The sequence below is a fragment of the Mycobacterium shunyiense genome, assembly GCF_058270035.1.
Genome location: NZ_JBZDPT010000043.1, coordinates 33648 through 48832, shown reverse-complemented (window position 1 = coordinate 48832; position 15185 = coordinate 33648). Strand labels below are relative to the sequence as shown.

15 protein-coding genes are annotated in these 15185 nt (G+C 65.5%); 13 read left to right on the top strand and 2 right to left on the bottom strand.

The window, feature by feature from the left end; translation table 11 throughout:
- Positions 1–8: 8 nt before the first annotated feature.
- From uvrC to whiA, 4 genes are read left to right on the top strand one after another with little or no spacing between them, the layout of a single operon-like run.
- Positions 9–2156 (top strand): excinuclease ABC subunit UvrC, encoded by a 2148-nt coding sequence (uvrC, locus tag AC4ELS_RS23485; protein ID WP_498883202.1) that lies wholly within the window; start codon positions 9–11, stop codon positions 2154–2156.
- A gap of 37 nt (positions 2157–2193) precedes the next feature.
- On the top strand, positions 2194–3108 hold the full coding sequence (rapZ, locus tag AC4ELS_RS23480) for an RNase adapter RapZ (RefSeq protein WP_055113665.1): 915 nt from the start codon (positions 2194–2196) through the stop codon (positions 3106–3108).
- Positions 3105–4166, top strand: a complete 1062-nt coding sequence (gene yvcK / locus AC4ELS_RS23475; RefSeq protein ID WP_064877987.1) for a uridine diphosphate-N-acetylglucosamine-binding protein YvcK — start codon at positions 3105–3107, stop codon at positions 4164–4166. Before rapZ ends, yvcK begins: the two co-directional genes overlap by 4 nt.
- Entirely contained in the window at positions 4157–5140 is a 984-nt protein-coding gene (gene whiA, locus AC4ELS_RS23470; protein WP_064877985.1) for a DNA-binding protein WhiA, read from the top strand. The genes yvcK and whiA overlap by 10 nt, the downstream gene beginning before the upstream one ends.
- A gap of 76 nt (positions 5141–5216) precedes the next feature.
- Here whiA and AC4ELS_RS23465 read toward each other — a convergent pair whose 3' ends face one another.
- Together AC4ELS_RS23465 and AC4ELS_RS23460 are read right to left on the bottom strand one after the other, a co-directional pair.
- Complete coding sequence (locus AC4ELS_RS23465) at positions 5217–5513, bottom strand: hypothetical protein (protein ID WP_064960559.1); 297 nt, start codon at positions 5511–5513, stop codon at positions 5217–5219.
- Positions 5514–5887: 374 nt separating this feature from the next.
- Positions 5888–6415 carry a hypothetical protein gene (locus AC4ELS_RS23460; RefSeq protein ID WP_448446671.1) on the bottom strand — a complete coding sequence of 176 codons (528 nt, stop codon included), beginning with the start codon at positions 6413–6415 and terminating at the stop codon, positions 5888–5890.
- A 95-nt stretch (positions 6416–6510) separates the two neighbouring features.
- Here AC4ELS_RS23460 and AC4ELS_RS23455 point away from each other — a divergent pair, with 95 nt between their 5' ends.
- The 9 genes from AC4ELS_RS23455 (at position 6511) to secG (ending at position 15167) form a co-directional block, all read left to right on the top strand.
- The gene (locus AC4ELS_RS23455) at positions 6511–7152 is read left to right on the top strand and encodes a TetR/AcrR family transcriptional regulator (protein ID WP_448446673.1); all 642 of its coding nucleotides are present in this window, start codon (positions 6511–6513) and stop codon (positions 7150–7152) included.
- 5 nt (positions 7153–7157) lie between these two features.
- The gene (locus AC4ELS_RS23450) at positions 7158–8102 is read left to right on the top strand and encodes a sterol desaturase family protein (protein ID WP_448446675.1); all 945 of its coding nucleotides are present in this window, start codon (positions 7158–7160) and stop codon (positions 8100–8102) included.
- Positions 8103–8209: 107 nt separating this feature from the next.
- Positions 8210–8845: an SOUL family heme-binding protein gene (locus AC4ELS_RS23445; protein ID WP_448446677.1), complete on the top strand. Its 636-nt coding sequence runs from the start codon at positions 8210–8212 to the stop codon at positions 8843–8845.
- A gap of 147 nt (positions 8846–8992) precedes the next feature.
- Positions 8993–10768, top strand: a complete 1776-nt coding sequence (locus tag AC4ELS_RS23440; RefSeq protein ID WP_064886531.1) for an ABC transporter ATP-binding protein — start codon at positions 8993–8995, stop codon at positions 10766–10768.
- Positions 10765–11757, top strand: a complete 993-nt coding sequence (locus tag AC4ELS_RS23435) for a phospholipase D-like domain-containing protein (RefSeq protein WP_055113680.1) — start codon at positions 10765–10767, stop codon at positions 11755–11757. Before AC4ELS_RS23440 ends, AC4ELS_RS23435 begins: the two co-directional genes overlap by 4 nt.
- 87 nt (positions 11758–11844) lie before the next feature.
- Entirely contained in the window at positions 11845–12867 is a 1023-nt protein-coding gene (gene gap, locus AC4ELS_RS23430; RefSeq protein ID WP_055113682.1) for a type I glyceraldehyde-3-phosphate dehydrogenase, read from the top strand.
- A 5-nt stretch (positions 12868–12872) separates the two neighbouring features.
- Positions 12873–14099 (top strand): phosphoglycerate kinase, encoded by a 1227-nt coding sequence (locus AC4ELS_RS23425; RefSeq protein WP_448446680.1) that lies wholly within the window; start codon positions 12873–12875, stop codon positions 14097–14099.
- A gap of 3 nt (positions 14100–14102) precedes the next feature.
- Positions 14103–14888 (top strand): triose-phosphate isomerase, encoded by a 786-nt coding sequence (gene tpiA / locus AC4ELS_RS23420; protein ID WP_064886527.1) that lies wholly within the window; start codon positions 14103–14105, stop codon positions 14886–14888.
- Between the two features lie 45 nt (positions 14889–14933).
- The gene (secG, locus tag AC4ELS_RS23415; RefSeq protein ID WP_003880837.1) at positions 14934–15167 is read left to right on the top strand and encodes a preprotein translocase subunit SecG; all 234 of its coding nucleotides are present in this window, start codon (positions 14934–14936) and stop codon (positions 15165–15167) included.
- The last annotated feature ends 18 nt before the right edge of the window (positions 15168–15185 follow it).

The following is a 15185-nucleotide window of genomic DNA, read 5'->3' as shown; positions in this document are numbered from 1 at the left end:
TGGAAACCGTGCCCGATCCAGCGACGTACCGGCCGGCGCCCGGATCGATCCCCGTGGAGCCTGGCGTGTACCGGTTCCGGGACCCGCATGGTCGGGTCATCTATGTCGGTAAGGCCAAGAGCCTGCGTAGCCGCCTGACGTCCTATTTCGCCGATGTGGCGAGCCTTGCGCCGCGCACCCGGCAGATGGTGATGACGGCGGGCAGTGTCGAGTGGACCGTGGTCACCACCGAGGTCGAGGCACTGCAGTTGGAGTACAACTGGATCAAGGAGTTCGATCCACGCTTCAACATCCGCTACCGCGACGACAAGACGTACCCGGTGCTGGCGGTGACGCTCAACGAGGAGTACCCGCGACTGATGGTGTACCGCGGGCCACGGCGCAAGGGTGTGCGGTACTTCGGCCCGTATTCGCATGCCTGGGCCATCCGCGAGACACTCGATCTGCTGACTCGCGTTTTTCCGGCCAGGACCTGCTCGGCGGGAGTGTTCAAGCGGCACAGGCAGATCGACCGTCCATGTCTGCTCGGCTACATCGACAAGTGCTCGGCGCCGTGCGTCGGTCGGGTCAGCGCCGAGGAGCACCGACGGATCGTGCTGGATTTCTGCGACTTCCTGGCAGGCAAGACCGATCGGCTGGCCCGTGACATGGAACAGCAGATGATGGCCGCTGCCGAGGATTTGGATTTCGAGCGGGCAGCCAGGCTGCGCGACGACATCGCGGCGCTCAAGCGTGCGCTGGAGAAGCAGGCCGTGGTGCTCGGCGACGGCACCGATGCCGACGTGGTGGCGTTCGCCGATGACGATCTTGAGGCAGCCGTGCAGGTGTTCCACGTACGTGGGGGCCGGGTGCGTGGCCAGCGGGGATGGATCGTCGAGAAGTCTTCGGAGCCGGAGGCGACCCGTGATTCGGCCCCAGAGCAATCCGGGCAGGAGCATCTGGTTGAGCAGTTCCTCACCCAGTTCTACGGCGAGCAGGCCGAACTGGGCGGTGCGGCCGACGAGGCCACCAACCCGGTGCCGCGTGAGGTTCTGGTGCCGGTGCTGCCGCCGAATGCCGACGAACTGGCGGCATGGTTGTCGGGGCTTCGTGGTTCGCGGGTGAGCCTGCGGGTGCCGGTGCGTGGTGACAAGCGCACCCTGGCCGAGACTGTCCAACGCAACGCACGTGAGGCACTGGCCCAGCACAAGCTCAAGCGCGCCGGCGACTTCAACGCGAGATCGGAAGCGCTGCAGAGCATTCAGGATTCCCTCGGGTTGGCCGATGCGCCGCTGCGGATCGAATGCGTGGATATCAGCCACGTACAGGGCACGGACGTGGTCGCCTCGCTGGTGGTATTCGAGGATGGCCTGCCGCGCAAGTCGGACTACCGGCACTACGCGATCCGTGAGGCTGCCGGCGACGGCCGCTCGGACGATGTCGCCTCGATCGCCGAGGTGACGCGACGTCGTTTCCTGCGGCACGTGAGCGATACGCAGCCGGAGGTAGGTGCCGATCAGCGTCCCCGCCGGTTCGCCTATCCACCCAATCTGTTCGTGGTTGACGGCGGGGCCCCTCAGGTCAACGCGGCGGCCGCGGTCCTCGACGAACTGGGGGTCACCGACGTCGCGGTGATCGGGTTGGCCAAGCGGTTGGAGGAAGTGTGGGTGCCGGCTGAGCCTGACCCACTGATCTTCCCGCGGAACAGCGAGGGGCTTTATCTGTTGCAACGCGTGCGTGATGAGGCACACCGGTTCGCGATCAGCTACCACCGCAGCAAACGGTCGAAGCGGATGACCGCCTCGGCGCTCGACTCGGTGCGTGGCCTGGGCGAACAGCGTCGCAAGGCGTTGGTGACACACTTCGGCTCCGTGGCGCGGCTCAAGGAGGCCACGGTCGAGGAGATCACCGCGGTGCCGGGGATCGGGGTGGCGACGGCGCAGGCCGTCCTGGCTGCGCTCGGCGGCGGGCCGCCAAGTGACGACGGCGGCGGGCCGCCAAGTGACGACGGCGGCGGGCCGCAAAATGAAGACAGCGGCAGGCCGCCATCGCCCGAAAGCGGTGAGCCGTCATCGGTCGAATGCGGTGGCCCGCGAAGTGAGAACAGCGCCGGACTGGGCGATTCAGGGGCGCCCGCAACGGTTATCGAGGATGATCGACGCAGGGTGTCGGGATGACGGGTAACGGGGACATGACTAGCCAGGCGGATCGCGCATGAACGAACATCTGCGCGAGGGCGGCATCATCGGTGGTGCGGACGCAGATTCGGGGATCGACGTGGTCCTGGTCACCGGCCTGTCGGGAGCCGGCCGCGGTACTGCGGCCAAGGTGTTGGAGGACCTCGGCTGGTACGTCGCCGACAACCTGCCACCGGAGCTGATCGCCCGCATGGTCGAGTTGGGGTTGGCCGCCGGATCGCGGATCACCCAGTTGGCCGTGGTGATGGATGTGCGGTCACGGGGCTTCACCGGTGATCTGGATTGGGTGCGCAATGAATTGGCCGCACGGAGCATCACCCCGAGGGTGCTGTTCCTGGAGGCGTCCGACGACATTCTGGTGCGCCGCTACGAGCAGAACCGCCGCAGCCACCCGCTGCAGGGCACGCAGACCCTGGCCGAGGGGATCGCTGCCGAGCGGGCGTTGCTGGCGCCCGTGCGCGCGGCGGCTGACCTGGTGATCGACACATCTGCCCTCCCGGTGCCGGCGTTACGTGAGAGCATCGAGCGTGCGTTCGGCGGTGAGACCGTCGCCTACACGAATGTCACTGTGGAGTCCTTCGGTTACAAGTACGGCCTGCCGATGGATGCGGACACGGTGATGGATGTGCGGTTTCTGCCGAACCCGCACTGGGTGGACGAGTTGCGGCCGCACACCGGCCAGCATCCGGATGTGCGTGATTACGTACTGGGACAACCAGGCGCCAGGGAATTTCTCGACACCTACCATCGTCTGTTGGACGTGGTGATCGCCGGTTACCGCCGGGAGGGGAAGCGTTATATGACCGTCGCCATCGGGTGTACCGGCGGCAAGCACCGAAGCGTGGCGATCGCCGAGGCGCTGGCGGAGCGGTTGCAGGGCGGTGACGGGCTCACCGTTCATGTGCTGCATCGGGATCTGGGTCGCGAATGACGCCGCGGATCGTGGCCCTCGGTGGAGGGCACGGGTTGTACGCCACCTTGTCGGCGGCCCGGCGGCTCAGCCCACATGTGACGGCCGTGGTGACGGTTGCCGACGACGGCGGTTCATCGGGACGGCTCCGCAGCGAACTTGACGTAGTGCCACCCGGCGACTTGCGAATGGCGTTGGCGGCCTTGGCTTCTGACAGTCCGCACGGCCGATTGTGGGCGACGATCATTCAGCACCGGTTCGGTGGCAGCGGCGCACTGGCCGGGCATCCGATCGGCAACCTGATATTGGCGGGCCTCAGTGAGGTGCTGGCCGATCCGGTCGCGGCACTCGACGAGCTCGGACGCATTCTGGGGGTGAAGGGCCGGGTGCTGCCGATGTGCCCCATCGCCCTGCAGATCGAGGCCGACGTGGCGGGTCTGGAGTCCGACCCTCGGATGAGCCGGGTGATCCGCGGCCAGGTGGCGATCGCCACCACGGTGGGCAAGGTGCGCCGGGTGCGGTTGCTGCCAGGCGATCCGCCGGCCACCCGGCAGGCGGTGGAGGCCATCATGAGTGCCGACCTCGTGGTGCTCGGGCCGGGCTCGTGGTTCACCAGTGTGATCCCGCACGTCTTGGTGCCGCAGTTGGCGGCGGCATTGCGGGCGACGACGGCGCGGCGAGCGCTCGTGTTGAATCTGGCTGCAGAGCCGGGCGAAACGGCAGGGTTCTCGGCCGAGCGTCACATCCACGTTCTGGCCCAGCATGCTCCGGACTTCAGCGTGCATGACATCATCGTCGATGCCAGCCGAGTGCCGAGCGACCGTGAACGGGAGCAACTCAGCCGCACAGCCAACATCCTCAATGCCCGCGTTGAGTTTGCTGACGTGTCCCGACCTGGTACACCTTTACATGACCCGGCGAAGTTGGCCGCGGTGCTGGAGGGGGTCCGGTTGCGTGCGACGGGGCCGGGCCGGGCTGTGCAGGAGTCCACCGTTCCGACGCCCGCTGCGAGGTCGGTCGACGTGGCGCACCAGGAGCCGGCGCCGAATACACCGAGAGGGGACGATCCGTGGCGATGACAGCCGAAGTGAAGGACGAGCTGAGCCGCCTGGTAGTCAACTCGGTGAGCGCTCGCCGCGCGGAGGTGGCGTCGTTGTTGCGTTTTGCCGGTGGCCTGCACATCGTGGCCGGCCGGGTGGTGGTGGAAGCCGAGGTCGATCTCGGGATCATCGCGCGACGCCTGCGCAAGGACATCTACGACCTTTACGGGTATAACGCGGTGGTCCACGTCCTGTCGGCCAGCGGTATCCGCAAGAACACCCGCTATGTGGTGCGGGTGGCCGCCGACGGCGAGGCGTTGGCGCGGCAGACCGGATTGCTCGACCTTCGTGGACGCCCGGTACGTGGCCTGCCCGCGCAGGTGGTCGGCGGCAGCGTCGGTGACGCCGAGGCCGCGTGGCGCGGGGCGTTCCTCGCTCACGGATCGTTGACCGAGCCTGGCCGCTCGTCGGCGCTCGAGGTCAGTTGCCCCGGCCCGGAGGCGGCCCTGGCCCTCGTCGGTGCCGCGCGGCGGCTCGGGGTCAGTGCCAAGGCCCGCGAGGTGCGGGGTGCTGACCGGGTGGTGGTCCGTGACGGCGAGGCGATCGGGGCGTTGCTGACCCGGATGGGGGCCCAGGACACGCGGCTGACGTGGGAGGAACGGCGCATGCGCCGCGAGGTCCGCGCCACTGCCAATCGCCTGGCCAATTTCGACGACGCGAACCTGCGCCGGTCGGCGCGTGCCGCGGTGGCCGCGGCCGCCCGGGTGGAGCGTGCGTTGGACATCCTCGGTGACGGGGTGCCCGATCACCTGGCCGCGGCGGGCAAGCTGCGTGTGGAGCACCGGCAGGCGTCGCTGGAGGAGTTGGGCCGGCTCGCCGATCCGCCGATGACGAAAGATGCTGTGGCCGGCCGTATCCGGCGCCTGCTGTCGATGGCCGATCGCAAGGCGAAGCAGGAAGGGCTGCCTGACACCGAATCGGCGGTGACTCCGGACCTTCTCGACGACGCCTGAACCGCGGCCGGCGTCCAGGTCAGGTGAACGCCGCGCCTGATGTCCGTAATGAACAGCGGATGGGGCTCGGCCATCGTCATGCCTCAGGATCGGTGCCACTGCCTGACCCCGGTCCCCGCGCTTGGTTGTGGTCCTGTTGCGCCTGGGCGAGGTCAACCAACTCGCCGTAACCCTTGCTCAGCGCCTGAGGATCCGCGGCGTTTCTCGCCACCCACGAAAGAAATTGTTCGGCAATGAGATCCACGATCTGGCTGTGTGATGGATCCCGCAGATCAAGTATCAGGACATTGTGTTCATTCAGTTCACGAATTTCTTGTCGCGCCGGCCCCTCGGGCAGGGTGTCCTCAAGAAAGTCGAACAAGAATGACGTCATGGAGCTGCTCCATGACCAGTCACCGTCCCGGAAACGAACAAAACCGCCCATACAATTCTCTCTGTGGTCGTGTGTTCGCACTGCACGAGCACGTCGGCGGTTCGTGTATCGCCCCCGGCCGCACGAGGTTCGGGGAACGGATTCCAGTGCGCTGCCCACTCAGTTCGCGTCCTGCGGTCGCGACGCGTTCGCGGACAGTCTCAATTGATTCCATCTGTGCCCTGAACTTTCCAGCCGCGTGTCCGGCACGTGTAGTTGCGGGAGTCCAGGCGCAGCATAAGCAATCGGCGTCTGTCGGGGCTTGTGGGCCACGGAATCAACTGGGGGAAGACCGGTTTCGGCAGGGCCAGTTGGCCGGCGCGTGTTCCGTGGGGTCAGTTGTGCAGTGGGTGGCTACGGTATTCGGGCTTCGGTGGGCCGAATTCGATGGCGTTGTCGTCGAGGCCGTTGGTGATGGTGATCCGGTCGTGGGCGAACCCGAAGCTGACCGCGACCATCTCGTTGGCGAGGTCGGTTTCGCTGCCGCTCCACGCCAGAAGTTCGACGGTGTGGAGCTGTTGTCCGTGAAAGGCTGAAAGCCGCCGACATGCGTCGTCTCGCCACGTCAGGGAGATGTCCTTCGGATCCTCGCCGTAGGCGATCGGCTCACAGGGGTCGATGTTGTTCCAGGTGATGGACAGATCGTCGACTTTCTGGTGGGTGAGCTCTACCTGCTCGCCTTCGAAGTCCAGCAGGACGGGGCAGTCGGCGACCCACTCATCGGCGACGCGGTCCCAGACCAGCCAGCTGCGGGTGAGGCGGCGTCCGATCTGTGCGTGCAATCGGCGTCCGTGGGCGCGAGCAATTGTGTGCCGGCCGACGAGCCACTGCGGCTGATAGCCCGGGATCCCGAAGAAGGACACCCGCCGATTATTCCGATCGACCGCTGACAGGCCCAAGGAATATTTCGGATAACGAACACTATCTGAAAACTCAGATAGCGACTACTATCTGAAATATGGTCGACGATCGAAGCGATGATGAGACGACGCCGGCGCGGCGGACGCGGGCAGAGAACCAGGCCCGGACCCGGGCGGCGCTCTTGGACGCCGCCGCCCAGACGTGTGCCCGCAAGGGCTACGCCGCGGCGTCGGTGGACGAGATCGCTGCGGCGGCGGGGTATTCGGTCGGCGCGGTTTATTCGAACTTCTCCAGCAAGGAGCAGCTGTTCTCCGAGCTGATGAACGAACGTGCCTCCGGTCGGCTCGACCAGGTGGCGCAGACCATCTCCGAGAACGCCGACGGCCCACTGGCCGCGCTGGGGCGGATGCTCGTCGAGATCGCCGATAACGACATCGAGTTCGAGGCGATCCAGGCCGAATTCTGGTTGCACGCGGTGCGCAATCCCGATGGTATGCAGATCTTGCAGGACCGGTCCGCCCGCACACTGGCCTCTCTGCGCGAGATCCTCGCCGAGGCGCTCGAGCGCAACAACGTCGACGACAGCGTCTCGTTGGACGGATTCACCGTCGTGGTCCTAGCGCTGTTCCAGGGGCTGATCCGGCAGCGCCGCATCGACCCGACGAGGGTGCCCGAGGAACTGTTCGGCCAAGCGCTGACCTGGCAGTTGGCCGGTATGCCCAAGAAAGCCAAGGGGTAGTCGCGATGGATCCGTTGCGTATCGGGCTCTACGCCATGCCCGCTTTCTTCGTCCTGATGGCGGTCGAGTTCCTCAGCTACCACTTCGACAAAGACATGGACAAGGACAAGGACACAGACAAGAACGGCGATTCCGCCCGGCCCCGAGCCGGCATCTCCTGGCGGGATACCGGCACAAACCTCTCGATCTACGCGCTGGGTTTCATCCTGCGGCCATTGGACAAGTTCATCGCGGTACCGATGGTGGCGATCGCCGCTGCCGTGACACCACTGCACCTCTCGGCTTCGCACTGGTGGGTCTGGGTGCTGGCCATCGTGCTGGCTGACCTGGCCTACTACCTGCAACACCGGATGTCCCACCGCATCCGGATGTTCTGGGCTGCCCACAACGTGCACCACTCGAGTCAGTACTTCAACCTGTCCACTGCCACGCGGCTGTCCTGGCTGATTCCCGGGTCGTTTCTGTCCACGATCGGTTATGCGGGGTTGGCCCTCATCGGGATCCCGGCCTGGCTGGTGTTCCTGTCGCAGGCGATCGTTCTGCTCTACCAGTTCCCAATCCATACCGAGCGCATCGACCGGTTGCCCCGCGCGATCGAGTATGTGTTCAACACCCCGTCGCACCACCGCGTGCATCACGGCGCCAACAACCCTTACCTCGACAAGAACTACGCGGGCATCTTCATCCTGTGGGACCGGATGTTCGGGACCTTCGTTGCTGAAGATGAGCCCGTCCGGTACGGCCTCACCAAGAACATCGACACCCACAACCCGATCAAGGTGAACTACCACGAGTTCGTGGCCATGGTCGGTGACGTCTGGCGGGCCCGAACCTGGCGCGGCCGCCTCGGCTATCTGTTCGGTCCTCCCGGATGGAGCGAAAATGCCGATGCCACAACGGCTGTCGAAGCCTACGCGCAGAAGGTGCCGGTCGAGAACGCGATGAGCTGAGGGCGGGCGACCAGATCTGATCGGCGTGCCGCCCATCCGCGATGGCGGCGGCTCCGAATACCTGATGACGCCGCAGCAGGCTGCGTCACGGGAAGAAGGAGCAAGCCATGCTGGACCGCTTCATCGGCTTGATCGGCGACACCGTTGCGCTGGCCGGGTCGGTCATCGGATGCCGGAGGGGCACCGAGGAACCGTCCTACCGGGCTGAACCGCTGATCGATGGGGTCGAGCTGCGTCACTACCTGCCGCGCCTGGCCGCCGAGACCACCGTCTTCGCTGACAGTAGGGAGGCTGCGCTCCACACCGGATTCCGCAGGTTGGCCGGCTATATATTCGGCGGGAACCACCGCCACGGAGCGGTCGCCGCCTCGGCGTCCGAACGCGAGACCGCCCGAGGTGGGCAGAAGATCGCGATGACCGCGCCGGTGGCGCAAGACGGCGATGCCGAGCAGGGGTGGGACGTCCGGTTCTATCTACCTGCTGCGTGGACGGTGCAGACACTTCCCGAGCCTGATGACAACCGGGTCCGGATCGTGGAGTTGCCCGCTCAGACCGTCGCGGTGCTGCGATTCAGTGGTGATCGTCGAGCGGATGCCATCTCTCGGCGCACGGAGCAACTTCGGGAGGCGCTGCGGGCCACCGGCTTCGACAGCGGGGACGAGGCGACGGCCTGGTTCTACGACCCGCCATGGACGCTACCGCCGCTGCGGCGAAACGAGGTCGCCGTACCGGTCGATGTGTAGTCCGGCCACTTCGCTGGGCGTGCGCCTTCAGCAAAAGGTCAGCGGGGTGATAAGTGAGCCACGCTGATGTCATTGCGGCGTTGTAGTGTGTGGCGACCAACTGGACGTCAATCCAGTTCACGACCCCCGATTGAGGCAGCGGCCGCAATGCGACTGATTCTTGAGCTGATCCGCCCCTACCGGTTGCTGATCGCCGGGATCTTTGCCGTGCTGCTGGTGCAGATCGCCACCGGCCTGGCCGCGCCGTGGCCGCTGAAGGTCGTACTCGACAGCGTGGTCGGTCACCACCCGCTGCCCGGATGGCTGCATGGCATGCTGCAACCGCTGCTGGGCGGCGAAACCAAGATGCACATCGCCGGTCTCGCGGCGATCATGGTCCTGGTCATCGCCGTGGTGGCAGCGATCGCGTCGTACATCTCCAACTACCTGACCGAAACCGTCGGCCAGCGCATCGGCAACGACCTGCGCACCCGCGCCTACCATCACTTGCAGCAGTTGTCGCTCAACTACTTCGACACCCACCGCGTCGGCCCCATCTTGAGCACGCTCACCGATGACGTCGACACCATCCAGAGCTTCGCGTCGTCCTCGACCCTGGGCATCGCGACCGACCTGCTGACCATCGTCGGGATGCTGGCCATGATGCTGTGGCTGCAGTGGGATTTCACGCTCATCGCGCTCGCCGTGGCGCCCTTGCTCCTGTTGTTCGTGTCCCGGATCCGGAAGGCCGTGAAGGCGGCGACCCATGAGGTGCGCAGACGGGAATCCGACATCGTCGCGGTCGCGGAGGAGGGCCTGCAGTCCATCCGGGTGGTCAAGGCGTTCGATCGCGAGGACATGCAGGAGCGTGAGCTGGCGGCAGCCGGCCAGCAGGCCGTCGATGCGGCACTCAATGCGCGGCGCGTGAAATCGGTGGTGTCACCCATCGTCGGCGTCGTGGTGGCCGCCTGTACCGCGGTGGTGCTGTGGCGCGGGTCGGCGCTCATCCTCGCGGGCGCGATGACGGCGGGCACGTTGACCGTCTTCATCTCCTATCTGGCCTCGTTCTTCAAGCCGGTGCAGGATCTGGCCAAGCTCACCAACACCATCGCCATGGCCTCGGTCGGGGTCGACCGTGTCAACGCCCTGCTCACCGCGGAGACGTCGGTCGAGGAAAAACCCGACGCCATCGACACCGAGCGCATCAAGGGCGCGATCAGCTTCGAGCGGGTGGCGTTCAGCTACGACAGCGAGACACCCGTGCTGCGCGACGTCACCTTTGAGGTGAAACCGGGTCAACTCGTCGGCGTCGTCGGACACACCGGAAGCGGAAAATCCAGCCTGGTCAGCCTGATTCCGCGGTTCTACGACCCCAGCATGGGCACCGTCCGCGTCGACGGGGTCGACCTGCGCGATTACAAACTTCACGAACTCCGCCGCCAGATCGCCTACGTATTGCAGGACACGGTCCTGTTTCGGGGCACCATCCGCGACAACATCGCCTTCGGCCGGCCCGACGCCGACCACGACGAGATCGTCGAAATGGCCAAACTGGCCAACGCCCACGAGTTCATCTCCGAGATGCCGCAGGGCTACGACAGTCCGGTGGGGGAGCGTGGCCTCACCCTCTCCGGCGGCCAGCGTCAGCGCATCGGCATCGCCCGTGCGCTCATCCGGGACAGCCCGATCCTCATCCTCGACGAACCGACCGCAGCGCTGGACGCCGAGTCCGAGCGTCTCGTGATGTCCGCGTTGCAGCGGTTGATGAAAGACCGCACGGTGATCACGATTGCCCATCGGCTCAGCACAATTCGTGACGCGGACACGATCGTGGTGCTCGAGGAGGGCCGTGTCGTCGAGCAGGGCACGCACACCGAACTACTCACCGCCGGCGGCAGATATGCCGAACTGCACCGCATCCAATACGAGGACGAGACAACGTGACGCGTTCGCTGATCATCCTGCCCGACGACTCGGCGAAGCCCGTGATCGATGCGATCGGGGAGTCCACCCGGTCGGTGCGCATCAAGATGTTCGCCTTCAGCCACCGGCCGCTGTTGGAAGCGGTGGTGGCGGCCCACCGGCGTGGTGTCGACGTCAAGGTCATGCTCAACCCCGAGCGGCGTGACGGCGAGACCGACAACGACGTTGCCCGGGAGACGTTGCAGCGGTTCGGTATCGCGGTCCGCGAGAGCAACCCGGCCTTCGACCTCACGCACGAGAAGTCCATGGTCGTCGACGACGAGCGAGCGTTCGTCGAGTCGCTGAACTGGACAGAGGAGAACTTCACCGTGACGCGGGACTACGCCGTCGTCACTCCCAGCGCCTACGAGGTCGCCGAGATCATCGACTGCTTCGAGGCCGACTGGGCGCGTGAGGACTTCGATCCGGGCGGTGGAGCACACCTGATCTGGTGCCCCACCAACGGCAGGCATCGCATCGCCGAGTTCATCGACACCGCCAAGCACACGTTGTTCGTCCAGAACGAGCGTTATCAGGACCCGGTGATCATCGAGCGGTTGGTGCGCGCGGCGCACCGCGGGGTGAAGGTTCATGTCATGGCCCGCGCGGCCCACCACCTCAAGTCGGGCAAGCTGCTCGAAGGCGTCAGCGGGATGCGCATCCTCGACGACGTCGGCATCAAGATCCACCGCCTCAAGCACATGAAGCTGCACGCGAAAATGATCCTCGCCGATCACGAGCGGGCGATAGTCGGCTCGATCAACTTCTCTCCGGGCAGCTTCGACCACCGCCGCGAATTGGCCATCGAAGTGACCGACCACCACATCATCAAGCGCCTCAACGAGGTGGCCCATCACGACTGGAAACACTCCGAACCGATGGACTTGTCAGACGACGGGCTGATCGCCGATCTGGTGGGTCAGGATCCGCACGAAGTCGACCAACTAGCCCTACGCGACCGCGAAATCTGATGCACTGGCCGGACCGCGCGGCACGGCGTTTACGCCACTAGGCTGGCGGCGGGCAGTTCAGTTAACGGCAACTGTAGGGAGAATCACGTGACTATCCGGGTAGGCGTTAACGGCTTCGGCCGCATCGGGCGCAACTTCTACCGGGCCCTGGCAACGCAGCAGGCCGAGGGCAAGAACACTGATATCGAGATCGTGGCGGTCAACGACCTCACCGACAACGCCACCCTGGCTCACCTGCTGAAGTTCGATTCAATCCTGGGCCGTCTGCCGCAGGACGTCAGCCTCGAGGGTGAAGACACCATCGTCATCGGCGACAAGAAGATCAAGGCCCTCGAAGTAAAGGAAGGTCCGGCAGCCCTGCCGTGGGGCGACCTCGGAGTCGATGTGGTCGTCGAGTCGACCGGCATCTTCACCAAGCGCGAAAAGGCCCAGGGTCACCTGGACGCGGGCGCCAAGAAGGTCATCATCTCCGCGCCCGCCTCCGGTGAGGACATCACCATCGTGCTGGGTGTGAACGACGACAAGTACGACGGCAGCCAGAACATCATCTCCAACGCCTCCTGCACCACCAACTGTCTCGGCCCGTTGGCCAAGGTCCTCAACGACGAGTTCGGCATCGTCAAGGGCCTGATGACCACCATCCACGCCTACACCCAGGATCAGAACCTGCAGGACGGTCCGCACAAGGATCTGCGCCGTGCTCGCGCTGCCGCGCTGAACATCGTCCCGACCTCCACCGGTGCCGCCAAGGCCATCGGTCTGGTGCTGCCTGAGCTCAAGGGCAAGCTCGACGGCTACGCTCTGCGCGTGCCGATTCCCACGGGATCGGTCACCGACCTGACCGCCGAGCTTGCCAAGTCGGCTTCCGCCGACGAGATCAACGCCGCGATGAAGGCCGCAGCCGAGGGACCGATGAAGGGGATCATGAAGTACTACGACGCGCCTATCGTGTCGAGCGACATCGTCACCGATCCGCACAGTTCGATCTTCGACTCGGGTCTGACCAAGGTCATCGACAATCAGGCCAAGGTCGTCTCCTGGTATGACAACGAGTGGGGATATTCCAACCGCCTCGCCGATCTTGTTGAACTCGTAGGGAAGTCGCTCTAATACCAATGACTGTCAAGACACTCGCTGACCTGTTGGCCGAAGGTGTGGAGGGGCGGGGCGTCCTGGTGCGCTCCGACCTAAACGTCCCGCTCGACGACGAGGGCAATATCACCGATCCCGGCCGCATCATCGCCTCGGTGCCGACGCTCAAAGCGCTGGCCGAGGCCGGTGCCAAGGTCGTCGTCACCGCGCACCTGGGCCGCCCCAAGGGCGCCCCGGACTCGAAGTTGTCGCTGGCCCCGGTCGCCGCGGCGCTGGGGGAGAAGCTCGGGCGCCACGTGCAGCTGGCCGGTGACGTGGTCGGCACCGACGCCCTGGCCCGGGCCGAGGGCCTGACCGACGGTGACGTCTTGCTGCTGGAGAACATCCGCTTCGACCCGCGGGAGACCAGCAAGGACGACGCCGAGCGGTTGGCGCTGGCCAAGGCGCTGGCCGCCCTGGTCGAGGGTGCCGACGGCTCGCCGGGTGCCTTCGTCTCCGACGGCTTCGGCGTGGTGCACCGCAAGCAGGCCTCGGTCTACGACATCGCCACCTTGCTGCCGCACTACGCCGGCACGCTCGTGGACGCCGAGGTCAAGGTGCTGGAGCAGCTGACCAGCTCGACCGAGCGTCCCTACGCGGTCGTGCTCGGTGGCTCCAAGGTCTCCGACAAACTCGCGGTCATCGAGAATCTCGCGACCAAGGCCGACAGCATCATCATCGGCGGCGGCATGTGCTTCACCTTCCTTGCCTCCCAGGGGGTTTCGGTGGGTACCTCGCTGCTGCAGGAGGAGATGATCGATACCTGCAAGCGGCTGCTCGACACCTACGCCGACGTGATCCATCTCCCGGTGGACATTGTCGTGGCCGACAAGTTCGCCGCCGACGCCGAGTCGCAGACGGTGGCCTCCGACCGCATCCCTGACGGCAAGATGGGCCTCGACATCGGTCCGGAGTCGGTCAAGCGCTTCACCGCACTGCTGTCCAACGCCAAGACCGTGTTCTGGAACGGCCCCATGGGCGTGTTCGAGTTCCCGTCCTTCGCCGAAGGAACCCGGGGAGTGGCCGAAGCGATCATCGGCGCCACCGAGAAGGGCGCATTCAGCGTCGTCGGTGGTGGTGACTCTGCGGCGGCGGTGCGTCAGCTCGGCCTGCCCGACGACGGTTTCTCCCATATCTCGACCGGTGGCGGCGCGTCGCTGGAATACCTTGAGGGCAAGACCCTGCCCGGCATCGAAGTACTGGAGTCGTAGAACATGGCCCGTAAGCCACTCATCGCCGGCAACTGGAAGATGAACCTCAACCACTTCGAGGCCATCGCGCTGGTGCAGAAGATCGCATTCGCCTTGCCGGACAAGTACTTCGACAAGGTGGATGTGACGGTTATTCCACCGTTCACCGATCTGCGCAGCGTGCAGACCCTGGTCGACGGCGACAAACTGCGGCTCACCTACGGCGCCCAGGACGTGTCCAAGCATGATTCGGGCGCCTACACGGGTGAGATCAGCGGAGCGTTCCTGGCGAAGCTCGGCTGCAGTTTCGTGGTGGTGGGGCACTCCGAGCGGCGTACCTACCACGGCGAAACCGACGAGCTGGTGGCTGCCAAGGCGGCCGCGGCGTTCAAACACGGCATCACGCCGATCATCTGCATTGGTGAGCAGCTTGAGGTGCGTGAGGCAGGTAACCACGTCGAGTACAACGTGAACTCGTTGCGCGGCTCCCTGGCCGGTCTGAGCAAGGAGCAGATCGGCCAGGCCGTCATCGCCTACGAGCCGGTGTGGGCGATCGGCACCGGTCGGGTGGCCAGCGCGGCCGATGCCCAGGAGGTCTGCAAGGCGATCCGCGGCGAACTGGGGAACCTGGCATCGCCGCAGCTCGCGGCCGGCGTCAGGGTCCTGTACGGAGGGTCGGTGAACGCCAAGAACGTCGGCGAGATCGTCGCCCAGGGCGATGTCGACGGTGCCCTGGTCGGTGGCGCGTCGCTGGACGGCGAGCAGTTCGCCACGCTGTCGGCGATCGCCGCGGGCGGACCACTGCCGTAACCCCGGGGACCTGGGCCGGACACTGCACCCGGTAGTCTTACAGCCATGGAATTGGCTCTGCAGATCACTCTGGTCGTGACCAGCGTGCTGGTCGTGCTCCTGGTGCTGCTGCATCGCGCCAAAGGTGGCGGTCTGTCCACCCTGTTCGGTGGCGGTGTCCAGTCCAGCCTGTCCGGCTCCACCGTGGTCGAGAAGAACCTCGACCGGTTGACGCTCTTCGTGACCGGCATCTGGCTGGTGTCGATCGTCGGCGTCGCGCTGCTGATCAAGTACGGCTAACCCTGGTTGTCCGGATAC

Coding starts and splice junctions, on each gene's coding strand:
- AC4ELS_RS23440 (WP_064886531.1), top strand. CDS start 8,993: ATGCGACTGATTCTTGAGCTGATCCGCCCCTACCGGTTGCTGATCGCC.
- AC4ELS_RS23455 (WP_448446673.1), top strand. CDS start 6,511: ATGGTCGACGATCGAAGCGATGATGAGACGACGCCGGCGCGGCGGACG.
- AC4ELS_RS23465 (WP_064960559.1), bottom strand. CDS start 5,513: ATGACGTCATTCTTGTTCGACTTTCTTGAGGACACCCTGCCCGAGGGG.
- yvcK (WP_064877987.1), top strand. CDS start 3,105: ATGACGCCGCGGATCGTGGCCCTCGGTGGAGGGCACGGGTTGTACGCC.
- AC4ELS_RS23425 (WP_448446680.1), top strand. CDS start 12,873: ATGACTGTCAAGACACTCGCTGACCTGTTGGCCGAAGGTGTGGAGGGG.
- tpiA (WP_064886527.1), top strand. CDS start 14,103: ATGGCCCGTAAGCCACTCATCGCCGGCAACTGGAAGATGAACCTCAAC.
- AC4ELS_RS23450 (WP_448446675.1), top strand. CDS start 7,158: ATGGATCCGTTGCGTATCGGGCTCTACGCCATGCCCGCTTTCTTCGTC.
- AC4ELS_RS23445 (WP_448446677.1), top strand. CDS start 8,210: ATGCTGGACCGCTTCATCGGCTTGATCGGCGACACCGTTGCGCTGGCC.
- secG (WP_003880837.1), top strand. CDS start 14,934: ATGGAATTGGCTCTGCAGATCACTCTGGTCGTGACCAGCGTGCTGGTC.
- rapZ (WP_055113665.1), top strand. CDS start 2,194: ATGAACGAACATCTGCGCGAGGGCGGCATCATCGGTGGTGCGGACGCA.